Source organism: Nostocoides australiense Ben110 (genome assembly GCF_001050535.1).
Classification (GTDB): Bacteria; Actinomycetota; Actinomycetes; order Actinomycetales; family Dermatophilaceae; genus Nostocoides_A; species Nostocoides_A australiense.
The window spans coordinates 1,589,449-1,605,544 of sequence record NZ_HG764815.1 but is presented as its reverse complement, the minus strand read 5'-3'; the positions used below and the strand labels follow the sequence as shown (position 1 = coordinate 1,605,544).

Here is a 16,096-nt window from a genome sequence, read left to right as displayed (position 1 = left end):
CCCCCCGCCGCCCCCGCCGGCGCCGCGTGCGCCCTGTGGGCGCCCTGGGCGCTGCTCTGCCTCGGCGCACTCGCGCTGGCGATCCCGCAGGTCATGCGCGTCCAGGCCGGCGCCACCGGCCGCGACCTGATCCCCGTCCTGTCCGGCACCGGCGTGACCCAATTGCTGTATGCCGTGCTCCTCACCGTGGGTCTCTGGCTGGGCCGCTGACCAGTGGGCATGCTGGCATACATGGTGCGCACCACGGTCAAGCTTCCGGAGGCACTCGACGCGCGCCTGCGGCACGAGGCCGAGCTTCGACAGATGACGATCTCGCAGATCACCCGGGAAGCATCGAGGCCTACCTTGGTGGCGCGGGGCCTCGGCAGCTGAACGCTGCAGGGGCCGGACGCAGTGGCCGCAGCGATATCTCCGAGCGCATCGAGGAGCTCCTTGCCCTGGAGGTGTCGCCATAGCAGCGGTCGTGGTGGACGCCGGACCGCTCTACGCCTATGTGGACGCGGACGACGCTCATCACGAGGAGTCCTTGGACTTCCTCCGGCTGCATCCCGGGCCCCTGGTCGTGCCCGTTCTCGTGATCGCCGAGGTCGCGCATCTGGTCGGCACCCGCTTGGGCGCCGGAGCCGAAGTGCGGTTCCTGGCCGACCTGGCGTCCGGCGCCTCCAGCATCGAGCCGGTCCACACCGGCGACTGGCTCCGGATCGCGGAACTCGTCGCGCGGCATCGCGATCTGCCGCTGGGCACGGTCGACGCCTCGGTCCTGACCTGTGCCGAGCGACTGGGCGTGATCGAGGTGGCGACCTTCGATCGTCGCCATTTCACCGTCCTCCGGCCCGGCCATGCGCCGGCTTTCTCCCTGCTTCCTTGAGAATCCGGCACCGTCAGTAGCAGGAGTAGCCGCCGTCGACGACCAGGTTGGCGCCGGTGGTGAAGCCGGCGAGATCGCTCGCGAGATAGGCCACGGCACCGGCGACCTCCTCGGGCGTGCCGAGCCGCTTGGTGGGACTGCGCTCCAGCCACGCCTCATACCAGCCCTCGGGTGAGGTGCCGGGGGTCATGTCGGTGGCGATATAGCCGGGTGAGACGGCGTTGACCCGGATCCCGAACTCCGCCCACTCGCACGCGAGCGAGCGGGTGAGCTGGATGACGCCCGCCTTGGCGGCGTTGTAGGCGACCTGCTCCTGCGGGTAGTTGACGATCAGCCCCGACATCGAGGCAGTGTTGACGATCGAGCCGCCACGCCCCTGGGCGATCAGGGCCCGCCCGGCGGCCCGGGCCACGAGGAAGACAGCGTCGAGGTCGATCGCCAGCACCTCGCGCCACTGCTCGAACGTCGTGTCCTCGGCCGCCGAGCACCGCGAGATGCCGGCGTTGTTGTGCACGATGTCCAGGCCACCGAAGTCCGCGACCACCCGGGCCACCAGTTCACCGACGGCGATCTCGGAGCGCAGGTCCGCGGCATACCCCACCCCTCGCCGGCCTTCGGCGACCACCGCAGCCACGGCAGCGGAGGTGTCGAGCACGTCGACGATCGCGATGTCCGCCCCGCACCGGGCCAGCAGCGCGGCGGACGCCGCCCCGATGCCGCGCGCCCCGCCGGTGACCAGCGCGACCTTGCCGGTCAGCGCGAACGGGTCCATCCGGGCGTCAGCGGTAGTCGTCGGCGCCGCCGTCGAGGGAGTCCTCGACGGCCTCGTCAGAGTCGGCGCGCTTGGACGCGACCCGCGACTCGACGCGATGGCTCAGCTTGTCGACGGTGTCCTGACGCAGCGGCCGCAGGGCGAAATAGGAGATCAGCATCGACAGCAACGCCGCGCCCACGACCAGCCACGGCTGCTCGTTGCGCTCGCGCAGGCCGAGCAACCAGAGCAGCCCGAGGCACCCGAAAAAGATGAGGAACCGCATCAGCGAATAGCGGACCATGACTGGTCAGACTCCCGAATAGCTGTGCTGGCCGACGAAATACATGTTGACGATGGAGTAGTTGATGATGATGCAGGCGAAGCCGGCGAGCGCGATATAGGTCGCCTTCTGCCGGGTGACACCGGTCGTGGCGCGAGCGTGGAGGTATGCCGCGTAGATCACCCAGATGATGAAGGTCCAGACCTCCTTGGGATCCCAGTTCCAGTAGGAGGCCCACGCCTGCCGGGCCCAGATGGCGCCGGCGATGAGGGTGAAGGTCCACAACGGGAAGGCCAGGACGTGCAGCCCGTAGCCGATCCGCTCGAGGTCCGACGCGGGCGGGACGATCCGGCGCAGCCGTCCCACGAACCCTTGGCTCGCGTCGGGATTGCGCTCGGCCCGGTCGATGAGCAAGTAGGCCAGCGACATCATGGCCGCGAGTGTGAAGACACCCGTGGCAAGGGTCGCGACCGTCACGTGGATGACGAGCCAACCGGACTTCAGCGACGGCATGAGTTCGGCGGCCTCGGTGTACCAGAAGGTGGTCGCCGAGCCGAGCATCAGCAGCACCGGGGTCGTGACGAAGATGCCGAGCCAGTCGACGTTGCGCTTCAGCGTCCAGAGGCAATAACCCAGCAGGACAACGAAACTCGCCGCCGCAACGAACTCGTGAAGGTTGCCGAGCGGGGGCCGGTGCACCGACATCCCCCGCAGGACGATTGAGCACCCCACGAGGAAGGTCGCGAGCCACGTGAACATCCGCGCGGGCCCCGCGGCCTTGCGGGCACGGCTCAGATCCCGGCTCGCCGGTATGTCGGTGCCGCCGGGTTCCGCGGTCAGCGCGCCTCCTCCACCGCCCACCGTGACGGGCTGGGCCACCGGCTCCGGCACTACCGCATCGGCGGCGCGGGCCGCGGCCGAGCGGGACAGGTAGAGGACGAAGCCCAGCATCGCCAGGGTGAGCACCACGATGGCCGAATAAAGGCTGATCAGCGAGTACTGCTCGAGCGTTTCCCTCGTCATAGTGTTCAAAATCCTCTCATGGCGCGATTCGGGCGGCCAGGCGATCCAGGTGTTCCTGCAGACCGGGGTCGTCGCCCTTGGACAGCGCCCCCATCTCGACGCGCGAGCCGCCCGCCGCCAGAGGCGTGACCCGGGCGAAGACCCGGCGCCGCCTGACCAGCAGCGAGGCGAGCAAGCCGGCGAGCGCCAGCAGCGAGGACCACAGGGTCAGGTCCTTGGCCGGATCGTGCCGGATCGACAGGCCCGCCCAGCGCACGACGGACTCGAAGGTGATCGACCCGCGTCCGTCCGGCAGCTGCACCGTCTCTCCCGGCGTGATCCAGATCCGCAGCGGCTTGCCGTTGGCGTCGTCGACCACGGTCATCTCTTTGGTGTTCAGGGTGTAGACCGAGCCGGAGGCCCCGCCGGGGTTGAGTTCCCCCTCATACAGCCCCAGCGCCATCGCCGGCTCGCGAGCGTCGGGGAAGACCGAGATCGGCCCCTGGTCCTTCGTGATGACGGCGGTGGGCAACAGGTTGCCGAAGAACCCGAGCTCCTGCGGCTGCGCCCCCGGCACCTTGATCGCGCCCGAGGAGGTGTAGTTGTTGTCGCGCGGCAAGAAGACCGTCGCGCCCTTGTAGACGACCTCGCCGCGAGAGTCCTTGACAGTGACATTCGCGGCATACCCGTTGCCCAGCAAGAAGATCGTCGCCCCGTCCATCTCGATGGGGTGGTTGACCTTGAGCACCTGCGCCTTCTCCGCCGCGCCCGGCTCGGCGACCGTGCGCAGGTAGGCGGTGAAGTCTCGCGGCTGCCCGAACTGGGCATCGCCGCGCACCCGGTCCTCGAAGACGGCATCGAACCGGTCGACGGTCAAGGAGAAGGGCGGCAGCTCGGCCGTGTCGACGCGGGGGCCGGGACTGATGGTGTCGTAGTTGATCGCGGTGTTGGAGAAGCTGCTCCCGACCGGGACGATGACATCGCCCTTCCACCCGAACACGTGCCCGATGGCGACACCGACGATGATCCCGATGAGCGCGAGGTGGAAGAGCAGGTTGCCGCTCTCCTTGGCGAACCCGGTCTCGGCGGCGAGGGTATGGCCGTCGCGCACGTCGACGCGATAGCGCCGCCCGAGCGCTGCGCGCAGGTCCGCGACGGCGGCGGCCGGGTCGGCGTCGACCTCCCGCGAGCTGTATGCCGCGAGCCGGCTCAAGTGCGCCGGCACCCGGGGCGGGCGACCGCGCACGTGGCGCAGGTGGATGCGGGTGCGCGGCAGCACGCAGCCGAGGAGGCTGACGAGCAGCAGCAAGTAGATCGCCGAGAACCACGGCGTGGCATAGACCTCGAAGGCGCCGAGTTTGTCGAGGACGGGTCCCATGGTCGGGTGGGCCGCGATGTAGTCGGCGGTGCGGGTGGCGTTGATGGAACGCTGCGGCCAGATCGACCCCGGCAGGGCCGCGACGGCGAGCAGAAGCAGCAGCTGCAGCGCCGTGCGCATGCTGGTCAGGTTGCGCCAAGCCCAGCGGACCCAGCCGAGGGGACCGAGCGTGGGCTGGGTGACCGGGTCGGGTTTGGTCGTGATCGCCTCCGGGGTCTGGGTCACAGGATCACCTCGAACCCGTTGATCGCGTGGATCTGCAGCCACGTCATGATCGAGGTCCACGCGCCGGTGAGCAGCAACACCCCGACGAGGAGCAGCAGCAGACCGCCGCCGATGTGGATGGCGCGGCTGTGCCGGCGCAAGAACGCGTTGAACCGGCCCGCTCGCTCCCACGCAGTCGCGATGGCGAGGAAGGGCAGCCCGAGGCCCAGGCAGTATGCCGCGACGAGACTCAGCGCCCGGCCCATGCTCGGGTCGGTGGCCGTCGCCATCGCGAGAACGGCACCGAGCGTCGGGCCCGAGCAGGGCGTCCACCCCAGGCCGAAGACCGCCCCGAGCGCCGGGGCGCCGAGCAGCCCCATCCGCGGCCGCCAGCTCGGGGTGAAGGTCCGCTGCGCGCCGGCCCCGAGAAAGACCAGCGCCATGAGGATCACGAGCCCACCGCCGATGCGGCGCAGGGCGTCCTGGTGCTCCACGAACGCCCGGCCGATGCCCGTGACGAAGATCGTGATCAGCACGAAGACGACGCTGAAGCCGAGGATGAACAGCAGCGTGCCCGCGACCACCCGGCTGCGCGTGGGCTCCCCGCGCTCCCCCGGCGCGACCTCGGGACCCGCGCCCGCGACATACCCCAAGAACCCGGGGACGAGCGGCAGCACGCACGGCGAGGCGAACGAGACCAGCCCGGCCAGCGCCGCGACGAGCAACGCGAGGGGCAAGGCACCGCTCGCGACCGTCTCGGACGCACTGCTCGCAATCAGCTGGCCGGCGATCACTTCGCGGGGGCCTCCGCGGCGACGTCCTCGATCATGCCGGTGAGGGTGGAGGTGCTCACGGGGCCGAGGATGCGGGCGGCAATCCTGCCGTCGTGGTCGAGCACCAGCGTCGACGGCATGGCCGCCGCCTTGCCCTGCAGGGCCAGGACGGCCTGGCCACCCGGGTCGGAGAGAGAGGGGTAGGGCAGCTTCCAGTCCTCGACCTGCGCCGACCCGGTCGCGGCTTCCTCGCGGAAGTTGACCCCGACGAACTCGGCCACCGCGGTGACGGCCGGGTCGGAGGAGACCGTGACGAGGTCGGGGGCCTCCTTGTCGCACGGGCCGCACCACGAGGCCCAGACATTGACGACCAGGACCTTGGCGCGGTGCTCGGCCGAGGTCCACGCCTGACCGTCGAGGGTCGTGCCGGCCAGGGTCACCGGTGTGCCGCGCTGGTCGGCGGCGATCATCTCGACGGTGCCGTTGCCCGCGATGAAACCCTTGTTGCTGCCCTCCTTGGCCTGGTCGGCGATGGTGTTGCCGGAGCAGCCGGCGAGAGCCAGCCCGGCTGCGGCGAGCAGGGCGGCACCCCGCGGCAGCGGCCTCACGCCCCCACGCTCGCGGACTCGGCGTCGATCAGGTTTTTGGCCGGCTCGGCATAGGACAAGGACGCGATCTCGGTGCCGTGGAAGCCGATCGAGGTCACCGAGGCGAGGGAGCACAGCCGGCTACGCGGGTCGTGCCAGAGTCGGCGGCCCTCGACCGCCGCCCGCATCATCCACACGGGCAGCTGGTGGGAGACGATGACCGCTTCGTGGCCGATCGCGGCCTCGCGGGCCGCCTCGACGGCGGCCGTCATCCGCTCGACGATCTCGACATAGGGCTCGCCCCACGACGGCTTGGTGACGTCATACATGCGGATCAGGTTGCGGGGGCGCAGGAAGTTGCCGAGGCTGACCTGCTCGCCCTCGAAGGAGTTGGCGGCCTCGACTACCCGGTCATCGAGGGTCACGGGCAGCCCGAGTCGCTCCGCCAGCGGGGCGATCGTCTGCTGGGCCCGGGTCAGGGGCGAGGACACCAGGTAGGTGATATCGCGCCCGGCGAGATGGTCGGCCACCACCTGAGCCATCGCGTGCCCACGCTCGGAGAGGTGGAAGCCGTCGAGCCGGCCATAGAGCACCTTGCCGGGGTTGTGCACCTCCCCGTGGCGCACGAGGTGGACCAGGGTGCGTTCGGTCACCGGTTCTGCCTCCTCATGGCGCGATTGTCGCAAACGATTCTGAGGCGGCGCGCGCGGCGGCCGGGAGGGCCGCGAGGACGCGGTCGAGGGCGGCGTCGTCGTGGGCGGCGGAGACGAACCACGCCTCGAAGGCGCTCGGGGGCAGGTGGACGCCCTGGTCGAGCATGCTGTGGAAGAAGGCTGCGTATGCCGGGGCGTTGGTGGTCTTCGCGTCGTCGTAGTTGGTCACCGTGCGGTCGGTGATAAAGATGGAGAACATCGAGCCCGCCCACTGGATCGTATGCGGCACGCCCGCGCCGGTCAGTGCGCTCGCCGCGGCGTCGGCGATCGTCTTGGCTGCGTGGTCGAGGTGGGCATAGACGGCATCGGTGCAGCCGCGCAGGGTGGCCAGGCCGGCCGCGGTCGCGACCGGGTTCCCGGAGAGGGTGCCGGCTTGGTAGACGGGGCCGTCGGGGGCGAGGGCAGCCATCAGGCCGGCGGGGGCGCCGAAGGCGGCGGCGGGGAATCCCCCACCCATCACCTTGCCGAACGTGAACAGGTCGGGCGCGCCCGCGGCATACGGGCCCTCGAGGCCGTACCACCCCGCCCGCGAACAGCGGAAGCCGGTCATGACCTCGTCGGAGATCAGCAGGGCGCCGTGCTCGCGGGTGATGCGGCGCAGCGCCTCGGTGAAGCCGGGCAGCGGCGGGACGACGCCCATGTTGCCGGGGGCGGCCTCGGTGATGACGGCGGCGATGTGCTCGCCGTCGGTGTCGAAGGCAGCCTCGAGCGCTGCGACATCGTTGTAGGGCAACACGATCGTCTCGGCAGCGGCACTGGCCGGCACTCCGGCGGAGTCGGGCAGGCCGAAGGTGGCGACGCCCGATCCGGCGGCGGCCAGGAGCGCGTCGACGTGGCCGTGGTAGCAGCCGGCGAACTTCACGACGCGGGAGCGGCCGGTGATGCCGCGCGCCAGCCGCAGGGCGCTCATCGTCGCCTCGGTGCCGGAGGAGACCAGGCGCACCTGCTCGACCGGCTCGACGCGGGCGACGATCTCCTCGGCGAGGGCGACCTCGTTCTCGCTCGGCGTGCCATACGAAAAGCCGCGGCCGGCCGCTTCGCTGACGGCGGCGAGGACGTCGGGGTGGGTGTGGCCGAGGATCATCGGCCCCCACGAGCCGATCAGGTCGACATACTCCCGGCCGTCGGCGTCGGTCAGATAGGGCCCGCGGGCACTCGTGACGAAGCGGGGGTTGCCGCCCACGGAGCGGAAGGCTCGCACCGGCGAGTTGACCCCTCCGGGGACCACGGCCCGGGCGCGGGCGAACAGGGCCTCGCAGGCGGGGGCGGAATCGGGTGCGGACGGCATACGGGCCATCCTCGCACCCGCGGCCGACAGGCCCTCAACGGATGGCATCGCCCGCCTGGCCGGGCTCGGCGAGGGCGTCACGGATCTTCTGCATGGAGTGCCCGAGGTCGCGGAACTCCTCCGGGGTGAGGACGTCGAGGAGGTGCTCCCGCACCGAGTTGACGTGGCATCTGGCCATGTCGTCGATGTGGGCGCGGCCCTGCTCGGTCAGGACGAGTTCGACGCCGCGCCGGTCGTCGACACACGCCTCGCGGCGCACCCAGCCGCGCTTCTCGAGGCGGGCGGCCGTGTGGGTGACCCGGCTACGGGACTGCACGACGAGGTCCGCGAGGGCGGACATCCGCATCCGGCCCGCCGGGGCCTCCGAGAGCATCGAGACCACTTCGTATTCCGAGAGCTGGGTCCCGTGGTGGGCCAGATCCCGGTCGAGGGCGACCTCGAGGAGCCGGCTCGCGCGCAGGTAGGCGCGCCACGCCTGCTGCTCGTCGGGGGTCAGCCAGCGTGTCTCGGGAGTCGAGTCGGTCGCCATTCCTGCTCATCATGCCAGCGCCGGACCCGGTTGTGGAAAGTGCAATTGCTCAACCTCCCGTGGCCGGGAATTTGACACGGAGGCATATAGTTGAAATATTAACTAGCACCACAACCAAGGAGAAATCACCATGACCACCATCACCGACCTCACCCCCGGCACCTGGACCGTCGACCCCGCCCACACGGAGGTCGGCTTCGTCGCCCGCCACCTGATGGTCACCAAGGTCCGCGGCACCTTCGCCGACGTCGAAGGCACCGTCGAGGTCGCCCCCGATGTGACGAAGTCCACAGTCGACGTCACCGTCCAGATGGCCTCCGTCGACACCCGCAGCGCCGACCGCGACACCCACCTCAAGAGCGCCGACTTCTTCGACGTCGAGAACTACCCGACCATGCGCTTCGTCTCCACCTCCTTCGACGGTGAGCAGCTGACCGGCGACCTGACGATCAAGGACGTCACCAAGCCCGTCACCTTCGAGGTGGAGTTCAACGGCGAGCAGGCCGACCCGTGGGGCAACACCAAGGCCGGCTTCGAGGCCGAGGCCGAGGTCAAGCGCGCCGACTGGGGCCTGACCTGGAACGCCGCCATCGAAGGCGGCGGCGTCCTCGTCTCCGACAAGATCAAGATCGTCCTCGACGTCCAGCTGCTGAAGCAGGCCTGACCTGGGCTTTTCGTAACCTCTGCTAGCAGAGGTTCCTTGGGCTCCCCCGCTACAGGAGCGCGGCGGCCTCGAGCGCGAAGTAGGTCAAGATGACGGTCGCGCCGGCGCGGCGGATGCCGGTCAGCGACTCCATCATCACCCGGTCGCGGTCAATCCAGCCGCGCTCGGCGGCAGCGACGATCGAGGAGTACTCCCCCGAAATCTGGTATGCCGCAACGGGGACCGGGCTGTGCGCCGCCACCGCGGCGACGATGTCCAGGTGTGGCCCGGCCGGCTTGACCATGACGATGTCGGCGCCTTCGGCCACATCCTGCGCGAGTTCGCGCAGCGCCTCGGTCGCGTTCGCCGGGTCCTGCTGGTATGCCGCGCGGTCACCCACGAGCGAACTCGCCACCGCCTCCCGGAACGGCCCGTAAAGGCCTGAGGTGTACTTCGCGGTGTACGCGAGCAGCGTCACGTCGCCAAAACCGTTGGCGTCCAACGCCGTCCGGACGTGACCGACCTCGCCGTCCATCATCCCCGACAACCCGAGCACATGCGCGCCCGCGCGCGCCTGGGCCAGCCCCATCGCGGCATACCGCTGCAGCGTCGCGTCGTTGTCGACCCGCCCCGCGGCGTCGAGGACCCCGCAGTGCCCGTGCGAGGTGAACTCGTCCAGGCACAGATCGGTCATCACGACCAACCGGTCGCCGACCGCGTCGACGACGGCCCGCGTCGCGACGTTCAGGATGCCGTCGGGATCGTCGGCGCCGCTGCCCTGCTCGTCCTTCTCCACCGGCACGCCGAAGAGCATGATGCCGCCGAGCCCCGCATCGGCGCACCGATGCGCCTCTGCCACAAGGGATTCGATCGTATGCTGCACAACCCCGGGCATGGCCTCGATCGGCTGGGGTGAGCCGATGCCCTCGCGCACGAAAACCGGCAACACCAGTTGCGCCGGGTGCACCCGACTCTCGGCGACGAGACGCCGCATCGGCGCGGACACCCGCAGCCGCCGCGGCCGGACGGCCGGGAAGCCGCCTCCCGGCACCAGCGTCATCGAGCCCGCCGCCGTCCGGCTGCGCGACGCCGCTCGCTAGGCCGGCGAACGGCCTCGCCGTGGGCATGCGCCTCGGCGGCCCGGGCCTGGCCGAATTCGGCAAGGGCGTCGATGAGCGACGGCACGGATGCCTCGGGAGCCAGGACATCGACCCGAAGTCCATGCTCCTCAGCGGTTTTCGCGGTCGCCGGCCCGATACACGCCACCACCGTGGACGCGTGCGGCTTGCCGGCGATGCCGACGAGGTTGCGCACCGTCGATGACGAGGTGAACACCACGGCGTCGAAGTCGCCGGCCTTGATGGCTTCGCGGATCTCCGGCGCGGGTGGTGCCGCCCGGACCGTGCGATAGGCCGTCGCGTCCTCCACCTCCCACCCGAGGTCCCGGAGCCCGGCGACGAGGGTGTCGGTGGCGATATCGGCCCGGGGCAGGAAGACCCGGTCGATCGGGTCCAGGTCGGGGTCGTAGGGCGGCCAGTCCTCAAGCATACCCCGGGCGGACTGCTCGCCGCTGGGCACGAGATCGGGCTGAATTCCCCACGCGCGCAACGCATCCGCGGTCACGCCGCCGACGGCGGCGACCTTCAGACCGGCGAAGGCCCGCGCGTCGAGACCGACCTCCTCGAAGCGTTCGCGGACCGCCTTGACCGCATTGACCGAGGTGAAGCCGACCCACTCGTAGCGCCCGGTCACCAGGCCCTTGATCGCGCGCTCCATCTGGTGCGGCGTGCGCGGCGGTTCGACGGAGATGGTGGGCACGACCTCGGCGGTGGCGCCGTGCCGGGCGAGCAGGCTGATCGCCGGCCCGGCCTGGTCCTTCGTGCGCGGGATCAGCACCCGCCACCCGAACAGCGGCTTGTTCTCGAACCACGACAACCGGTCACGCAACTCGACGGTGGGACCGAGCACAGCCAACGTCGGAAACTCCAGTCCCCCAACGATCTTCGCTGCCTGCGCCAGTCGCACCGTATGGGTGCGCTGGCGTGTCGTCGTGCCATGCTCGGTCACCGCAACGACCGTCTCGGGGTCCCGGCCGGCCTCCAGCAGGCTCGCGAAGGCGCGGCCGAGTTCGGCCGCGTCACCGAAGATGACCACCGTCGTCGACGCCCCCGCGCCGGCTGTGAAGTCGCAGCCGGGATCGCCGGCCGCGATCACGTGAATGCCCGTGGTGGTCGGCGCGGTCAAGGGGATCCCGGCGTAGGCGGGGACAGCGCTGGCAGCCGAGACTCCGGGGATGATGTCGACGGCGATCCCCGCCTTGCGGCAGGCCGTTGCCTCCTCGGCCAGACCGTTGAAGATCGACGGGTCACCATCCATCAGGCGCACCACCAGGCCGCCGGGATGGGCCTGCGCCGACTGGAGCACGAGCTTGGCGCGGGAGGCGTGCGTCAGCGGCACCCCATGCGAGCCGTGCGAGGCCTCGATGATCGTGGTGTCCGGCCGGACATGGCACCTGATGATGTCGGCGCGGTCGAGCTGGTCGGTGATGATCACATCCGCCCGCTCGAGGGCGTCGGCCGCGGCGAGCGTCAGCAGGCCGGGGTCGCCGGGGCCGGCGCCGACGAAGGCGACCGCGGCCGCCGGCGCGTTCGGCGTCCGGCTCGGGGCGGAATCCGTGGGGCTCACTGGAGGGTCTCCGGGGTGTCGGTCTGGGCGGTGGACGGGCTCTCCGAGGGCCGATGTGAAGGCGCCGGGCGCACCTCTCGGACGACATCGGCGCCGTCGTCGATGAGCAAGCGCGCCAATCGGATTCCTGCGCCTTCGGGGTCGCCGAGGTCCCCGGTGAGGGAGCGTCGCAGCTCTAGGCTCCCGTCACGCGCGCCGACGAACGCGCGGATGGACAGTTCGGCGGCGTCGAAGCCCTCGACGACCTCGGCGAGAACCCCGACCGGCGCGATGCAGCCGGCCTCCAGTTCGCGCAGCACGGCCCGTTCGGCGCGCACACATGCGCGGGTGTCGGCGTCCTCCAGCGCGAGGAGAAGCGACCGGAGGTCGGCATCGTCGGCACGACACTCGACCGCCAGCGCCCCCTGGCCGGCGGCGGGCAGGATCTGGATCGGGTCGAGCACCTCGGTCGCGGCGTCGCTCAGGCCCAGGCGCAGCAAGCCCGCCCGCGCCAGGACGACAGCATCGACGGCACCGGACTCAACCAGCCGCAATCGTGTCTCGACATTGCCGCGGACCGGCACGACGTCGAGCCCCAGGCCAAGCGCGTGCAGCTGCGCCTCGCGTCTCGGTGAGCCGGTGCCCACGCGTGCCCCCCGGGGCAGCTCACCCAGCGTCAACCCGTCCCGAGCGACCAGGACGTCACGCACGTCCTCGCGCACCGGCACTGCCGCGATCGTCAGGCCTGATTCGGCCGCTGTCGGCAGATCCTTGAGCGAGTGCACGGCGAAGTCGATCTGCTTCTCGCGCAACGCGGTCCGCAGAGCGGACGCGAAAACCCCGGTGCCGCCGATCTGATCGAGCGCCGCCGTCGACCGGTCGCCCTCGGTGACGATCTCGACGGTCTCGACCTCATGCCCCAGGGCCCGCAGGGCGTCGGCAACCGTGCCCGACTGGGTCAGGGCCAGCCGGCTGCGTCGCGTGCCCAACCGTAGTGCCGTCATCGGGCACCTCCGGCCGGGTCGCGGTCCGCGGCGGGCTCGAAGGGCGGGGGCACGCTGACCGACGCGACCGTCTCGGGTTCGAGCGCGAACAACTCGGCGAGGGCGTCGGCATACGCTTCGATGCGGCCGCTGGCTGCGAGTTCTTTGACGCGCAAGGTCGGCCCGTGCAGCAATTTGTCGACGAGGCGCCCCATCGCGATCTCGACCTCGCGCCGGGTGGCGTCGTCGACGTCGGGGGTGCGGCCGGCGAGCCGGGCCAGTTCCGTGTCGAGGACCTCGGTCGCCCGGGCGCGCAGGGCGGCGATCGTCGGCGCGGCGGCCTGCGCCGAGCGGGCCGTGAGGAAGGCCGCCACCTCGCCGGTGACGATGTCGGTCGCCGCGGCGACCTCGGGGTCGACCCCGTCCGTATGCAGTGTCTCCGCGAGATGTTCGAGGCCGACGCGGATCGCGCCGGGCAGGTCGGCGACCGCATGGGAGACGTCATGGGGCAACGCCAGATCGATATATGCCTGCGGCCGGCCCTCGCGGTGGGTGAGCGCCTCGGCGGCCATCGCCTCGGTGATCACGACACCCGGTGACCCGACGCAGGCGATGACGATATCGGCGGCCGCGAGAGCCTGCGGGAGCTCCGAGAGCCGGACCGCGTCGCCGCCCGCCCGCTCGGCCAACGCCTGGCCCCGGGCCAGCGTGCGGTTCGCGATCGTCAGCCGTCCCGCGCCCGCGCGCCGGGCTGTGATCGCGGCCAGGGCTGCCATCGCGCCGGCGCCGACGACGAGCACCCGAGTGTCCTCGATCGGCCCGACATGCGCGCCGGCAACCGCGAGTCCCGCCCCGACCAGTGATCCCGCCACGTTGGCCAGCCCGGTCTCGGTGTGCACGCGTTTGCCCACCCGCAAGGCCTGCTGGAAGAGGCCGTTGAGCGCCGGCCCGACGACCCGCTCCTCTTGCGCCTCATGCAGCGACGCCCGCAGCTGGGCGCGAATCTGGCTCTCCCCCAACGCCATCGAGTCCAGGCCGCTCGCGACCCGGAAGGCGTGCGCGATGGCCCGGTCCTCGTAGTGCACCGCCAGGCGCTCGGTCAGGTCGTGGCGTTCGACACCGGTGACCGACCCCAGTGCCTCCGTGACGGCCGACACCGCTCCGTGGAAGGTCACCGCCTCGGTGTAGACCTCGGTGCGATTGCACGTCGAGACGACAACGACCTCGGCGACGTGCTCGCTGCCGGCGAGTTCGTGGCCGAGGGCGCGGCGAGCGGCACTGTCGAGGCTGATGCGTTCGAGCAGATCGAGGGGGCAGTTGTGGTGGGACAGGCCCAAGACGAGCAGGCTCACGGGGCCACCGCCAGGGCCGGCGCGGCCGTGCGGCGCTGCTTGTGGAAGGCGAGGATCTGCAGCTCGCTGGCGATATCGACGCGGCGCACATCCACCGGCGCCGGCACGACGATGGCCGCCGGGGCGCAGTTGAGGATCGAGGTGATGCCCGCCGCGACCAGCTGGTCCGCGACCACCTGCGCGGCGGCGGCGGGCGTGGCGATGACTCCCACCGTGTCGGCAGCCCGGGGCAGGTCGGCGATGGCCGACATGGGCGAGATCGTCAGGCCCGACACGCTCTGCCCGATCACCGCCGGATCGGCGTCGAAGAGGCCGGCGACCGAGAACCCGCGCGAGGAGAGCCCGGCATGCCCGGCCAGCGCCCGGCCGAGGTTGCCGAGACCGACGATGACGACCGGCCAGTCCCGGGTGAGCCCCAGCTCACGGGAGATCTCGACGGTCAGGTGCGCCACGTCATACCCGACCCCGCGCACGCCATGGCTGCCGAGGTGCGAGAGGTCCTTGCGCACCTTCGCCGGATGCACGCCGACGGCTTGGGCCAGTTCGAGGGAGGAGGTGGACCGGACGCCGGCTTCGGCCATGATCCCCAGCACCCGCAGGTATGCAGGCAATCGGGCGACGGTGGCGTCGGGGATTCCACGACGCGGCAGGTCGGTCGCAGGCACGCCGTCGCCTCCAGTCACCTCGCGGGTACATGTGTCGGCCCGTACGGCTAGGCGCCGGGAGCCACTACGGAGGTTACGCGCTTGTGAAGGACTGCACAAAGTCCTCGGTCCGTGAGTCGCCGCTCACAGCCGCCGGACGAGGGCCGCACGCAGCCGGTCGGCGTCGATGCGCCAGTAGTCGTGGACGGCGCCGTCGAGGAGTGTGACCGGGATCATTTCGCCGTATGCCGCGGCGAGGTCAGGGTGATCGCGGATCGAGACCTCCTCGACCCCGACCCCGAACTCTTCGGCCAGGGCGAGCACGACCGTTCGCACGGTGTCGCACAAGTGGCAGCCCGGCTTGCCGATGAGCGTCAAGGGGGCTGTCGGTGTCCACGGGCCGGGCGCGGCAGCGGCCATCAGAAGAAGGCGGAGCGGCGCTGCGTGAGCAGGCCGTAGAGGCTCTGCTGGATGCCCTCGCGGATGCGGTCGGTCAGGTCGAAGACGATCATCGGGTCGTCGGCCGCCCCGGCACCCAGGTGGGCGGTCTCGACCGGCGCCCCGAACTCGATGATCCACTTGCTCGGCAGCGGAATCGCACCCAGCAACCCGAAGTGTGGGAAGAGCGGCGTGACCGGGAAATAGGGCAGGCCGGTCAGCCGGGCGAGGGGTTTGAGATTGGCCAGCATCGGATAGATCTCCTCGGCGCCGACGATCGAGCACGGCACGATCGGCACGCCGGTGCGAATCGCCGCCGACACGAACCCGCCGCGGCCGAAGCGCTGCAGCTTGTAGCGCTCGGAGAACGGCTTGCCGACTCCCTTGAAGCCTTCGGGGAAGACTCCGACGAGTTCCCCGTCCGCCAGGAGCCGCTCGGCGTCGACACTGGTCGCCAGCGTCGAGCCTCCCATGCGGGCGATCGTCGCCAGGCCCGGGGTGGAGAAGACCATGTCGGCCCCGAGTTCGCGCAGCGCCCGGTGCTGCGGATGCTGGTCGCGGATGGCAACTCCGACCATGAGCGAGTCGACGGCGATGGTGCCGGAGTGATTTGCCACTAGCAGCACGCCACCGTCGGCGGGGATGTTCTCGACTCCCCGGACCTCGGTGCGGAACCACTTGTAGAACAGCGGCCGCAGCAGCGGCATGAGGACGTGATCGGTGAAGTCGGAGTCGAAACCGTAGGCATCGACGGTGAAATCGCCGGTCAGGCGGCGCCGGAGGAAGGCCAGCCCTTCGGCGACCTTGCGTTCGGCGTCTTCGCGGGGGATGCCCAGCGCGGACGCGAGGGTGGTGGCAACCCCCTGGGCCGCGTCGACGATCGCGCCGAGGTCGGGTGCCGCCGCCTGGGGCGCGCTCTCGTCGGGACCGACCACTCGCAGGTGCGGCGGTTCGGGCGCGTCCGCCAGCAGAGGGGTGGTGCGGCGGCGGGCACGC

Annotated in this window: 19 protein-coding genes and 1 pseudogene; 4 read left to right on the top strand and 16 right to left on the bottom strand. The window is 70.8% G+C overall.

Features of this window, described 5'->3' with window-relative positions; all coding sequences use genetic code 11:
• From BN11_RS23535 to BN11_RS07680, 3 genes and pseudogenes are all read left to right on the top strand, one after another.
• A pseudogene (locus tag BN11_RS23535) lies at positions 1-210 on the top strand (hypothetical protein); the annotation flags it as partial.
• A 21-nt stretch (positions 211-231) separates the two neighbouring features.
• On the top strand, positions 232-372 hold the full coding sequence (locus BN11_RS24655; RefSeq protein WP_201329243.1) for a ribbon-helix-helix protein, CopG family: 141 nt from the start codon (positions 232-234) through the stop codon (positions 370-372).
• Positions 373-466: 94 nt separating this feature from the next.
• Positions 467-868: a type II toxin-antitoxin system VapC family toxin gene (locus tag BN11_RS07680; RefSeq protein ID WP_201329242.1), complete on the top strand. Its 402-nt coding sequence runs from the start codon at positions 467-469 to the stop codon at positions 866-868.
• Between the two features lie 13 nt (positions 869-881).
• Here BN11_RS07680 and BN11_RS07675 read toward each other — a convergent pair whose 3' ends face one another.
• From BN11_RS07675 to BN11_RS07635, 9 genes are read right to left on the bottom strand one after another with little or no spacing between them, the layout of a single operon-like run.
• Positions 882-1,640, bottom strand: a complete 759-nt coding sequence (locus tag BN11_RS07675) for an SDR family oxidoreductase (RefSeq protein WP_048696337.1) — start codon at positions 1,638-1,640, stop codon at positions 882-884.
• 7 nt (positions 1,641-1,647) lie between these two features.
• Positions 1,648-1,923, bottom strand: a complete 276-nt coding sequence (locus BN11_RS07670; RefSeq protein WP_048696336.1) for a DUF4229 domain-containing protein — start codon at positions 1,921-1,923, stop codon at positions 1,648-1,650.
• 6 nt (positions 1,924-1,929) lie between these two features.
• Positions 1,930-2,925, bottom strand: coding sequence for a c-type cytochrome biogenesis protein CcsB (ccsB, locus tag BN11_RS07665; RefSeq protein ID WP_048696333.1), 996 nt, complete (start codon positions 2,923-2,925; stop codon positions 1,930-1,932).
• Positions 2,926-2,941: 16 nt separating this feature from the next.
• Positions 2,942-4,507 carry a cytochrome c biogenesis protein ResB gene (resB, locus tag BN11_RS07660; protein WP_048696331.1) on the bottom strand — a complete coding sequence of 522 codons (1,566 nt, stop codon included), beginning with the start codon at positions 4,505-4,507 and terminating at the stop codon, positions 2,942-2,944.
• A complete protein-coding gene (locus tag BN11_RS07655) occupies positions 4,504-5,280 on the bottom strand; it encodes a cytochrome c biogenesis CcdA family protein (protein ID WP_327152845.1) in 777 nt (258 codons plus the stop codon). The genes resB and BN11_RS07655 overlap by 4 nt, the downstream gene beginning before the upstream one ends.
• Complete coding sequence (locus BN11_RS07650) at positions 5,277-5,867, bottom strand: TlpA family protein disulfide reductase (RefSeq protein WP_048696329.1); 591 nt, start codon at positions 5,865-5,867, stop codon at positions 5,277-5,279. The genes BN11_RS07655 and BN11_RS07650 overlap by 4 nt, the downstream gene beginning before the upstream one ends.
• Entirely contained in the window at positions 5,864-6,499 is a 636-nt protein-coding gene (locus tag BN11_RS07645) for a histidine phosphatase family protein (protein ID WP_048696327.1), read from the bottom strand. The genes BN11_RS07650 and BN11_RS07645 overlap by 4 nt, the downstream gene beginning before the upstream one ends.
• A 13-nt stretch (positions 6,500-6,512) precedes the next feature.
• Positions 6,513-7,847: a glutamate-1-semialdehyde 2,1-aminomutase gene (gene hemL / locus BN11_RS07640; RefSeq protein ID WP_407667977.1), complete on the bottom strand. Its 1,335-nt coding sequence runs from the start codon at positions 7,845-7,847 to the stop codon at positions 6,513-6,515.
• Between the two features lie 34 nt (positions 7,848-7,881).
• Positions 7,882-8,376 carry a MarR family winged helix-turn-helix transcriptional regulator gene (locus BN11_RS07635; protein WP_048696322.1) on the bottom strand — a complete coding sequence of 165 codons (495 nt, stop codon included), beginning with the start codon at positions 8,374-8,376 and terminating at the stop codon, positions 7,882-7,884.
• Positions 8,377-8,506: 130 nt separating this feature from the next.
• Here BN11_RS07635 and BN11_RS07630 point away from each other — a divergent pair, with 130 nt between their 5' ends.
• Positions 8,507-9,040, top strand: coding sequence for a YceI family protein (locus BN11_RS07630; protein ID WP_048696321.1), 534 nt, complete (start codon positions 8,507-8,509; stop codon positions 9,038-9,040).
• 49 nt (positions 9,041-9,089) lie between these two features.
• Here the strand turns inward: BN11_RS07630 and hemB are convergent, their stop codons facing one another.
• From hemB to BN11_RS07595, 7 genes are all read right to left on the bottom strand, one after another.
• Positions 9,090-10,079: a porphobilinogen synthase gene (gene hemB, locus BN11_RS07625; RefSeq protein WP_048696319.1), complete on the bottom strand. Its 990-nt coding sequence runs from the start codon at positions 10,077-10,079 to the stop codon at positions 9,090-9,092.
• On the bottom strand, positions 10,076-11,704 hold the full coding sequence (locus BN11_RS07620; RefSeq protein ID WP_048696317.1) for a bifunctional uroporphyrinogen-III C-methyltransferase/uroporphyrinogen-III synthase: 1,629 nt from the start codon (positions 11,702-11,704) through the stop codon (positions 10,076-10,078). The genes hemB and BN11_RS07620 overlap by 4 nt, the downstream gene beginning before the upstream one ends.
• A complete protein-coding gene (gene hemC, locus BN11_RS07615) occupies positions 11,701-12,687 on the bottom strand; it encodes a hydroxymethylbilane synthase (RefSeq protein ID WP_048696315.1) in 987 nt (328 codons plus the stop codon). The genes BN11_RS07620 and hemC overlap by 4 nt, the downstream gene beginning before the upstream one ends.
• Positions 12,684-14,018 carry a glutamyl-tRNA reductase gene (locus BN11_RS07610; protein ID WP_048696313.1) on the bottom strand — a complete coding sequence of 445 codons (1,335 nt, stop codon included), beginning with the start codon at positions 14,016-14,018 and terminating at the stop codon, positions 12,684-12,686. Before BN11_RS07610 ends, hemC begins: the two co-directional genes overlap by 4 nt.
• Positions 14,015-14,683 carry a redox-sensing transcriptional repressor Rex gene (locus tag BN11_RS07605; protein WP_053084035.1) on the bottom strand — a complete coding sequence of 223 codons (669 nt, stop codon included), beginning with the start codon at positions 14,681-14,683 and terminating at the stop codon, positions 14,015-14,017. Before BN11_RS07605 ends, BN11_RS07610 begins: the two co-directional genes overlap by 4 nt.
• Positions 14,684-14,806: 123 nt before the next feature.
• The gene (locus tag BN11_RS07600; protein WP_048696310.1) at positions 14,807-15,082 is read right to left on the bottom strand and encodes a glutaredoxin family protein; all 276 of its coding nucleotides are present in this window, start codon (positions 15,080-15,082) and stop codon (positions 14,807-14,809) included.
• A partial coding sequence (locus BN11_RS07595; RefSeq protein ID WP_235435406.1) for a lysophospholipid acyltransferase family protein occupies positions 15,082-16,096 on the bottom strand: 1,015 nt, incomplete at its 5' end. The genes BN11_RS07595 and BN11_RS07600, both read right to left, overlap by 1 nt.